This window comes from Mesorhizobium sp. M2C.T.Ca.TU.002.02.1.1 (assembly GCF_003997225.1).
Genome location: NZ_RZTO01001364.1, coordinates 1 through 817 on the forward strand (window position 1 = coordinate 1; position 817 = coordinate 817).

The 817-nt window shown below is 65.0% G+C and carries 1 protein-coding gene; it reads right to left on the reverse strand.

Translation table 11 applies throughout. The features are described 5' to 3' along the window. On the reverse strand, nt 1-716 hold a 716-nt coding region (locus tag EOD07_RS36130), incomplete at its 3' end, for a YgcG family protein (protein ID WP_164772939.1). Nucleotides 717-817: the final 101 nt, after the last annotated feature.

Sequence of the window (817 nt, forward strand, 5' to 3'; positions counted from 1 at the left end):
CCACCACCCGACGACCAGCCGCCGCCCCCGGACGACCATCCGCCCGAGGAAGAGCGCCGGTTCTGATCGAAAGTCATGCCGAGCCAGCGATAGCGGCCCGGTCCGATCTTCTGGCCGAAGATCGGCGGCAGGATCGTCATCGCGATGCCGCCGAAGAAGATCAGCGCCCAGATGGTGATGAAGATGGCGAAGAACAGGTCGTCGGAGTTGAACGGCGCCTGCTCGTTGCGCTTGCCGCGCGCCTCCAGCTCCTCGGGATTGCCCTCCAGCACCATGATCATGTCGTCGACGGCCTTGGTGATGCCGCCGGAGAAGTCACCGGCGCGGAAGGCCGGCACCATGTCGTTCTCGATGATCAGCTTGGTGTGCAGGTCGGTCAGCGTGCCTTCCAATCCGTAGCCGACCTCGATGCGCATCTTGCGGTCGTTCGGCGCGACCAAGAGCAGCACGCCGTTGTTTTCCTTGGCCTGGCCGAGCTTCCAGAAGCGGAACAACCGGTTGGCGTAAGGCTCGATCTCCTCGCCGCCGAGGCTGGGTATCGTGGCGACAACGATCTGGTCGGAGCCTTTTGTCTCGAAATCGGCGAGCTTCTGGGTGAGCGCCGCGCGCGTGCCGACATCGATGATGCCGGCATTGTCGACGACGCGGCCGGTCAGCGCGGGAAGGTCGGCGGCGAGGGCGGCGATGGGGAGGAGGAGAAAGAAGATGCTCAGCAAAACGCCAAAGAAGGCATTCTGTCGCGCCCCCCTCTGGCCTGCCGGCCATCTCCCCCACGAGGGGGGAGATTGGCGGTTTGGCCGCCGGCTCTCCCTTTCAG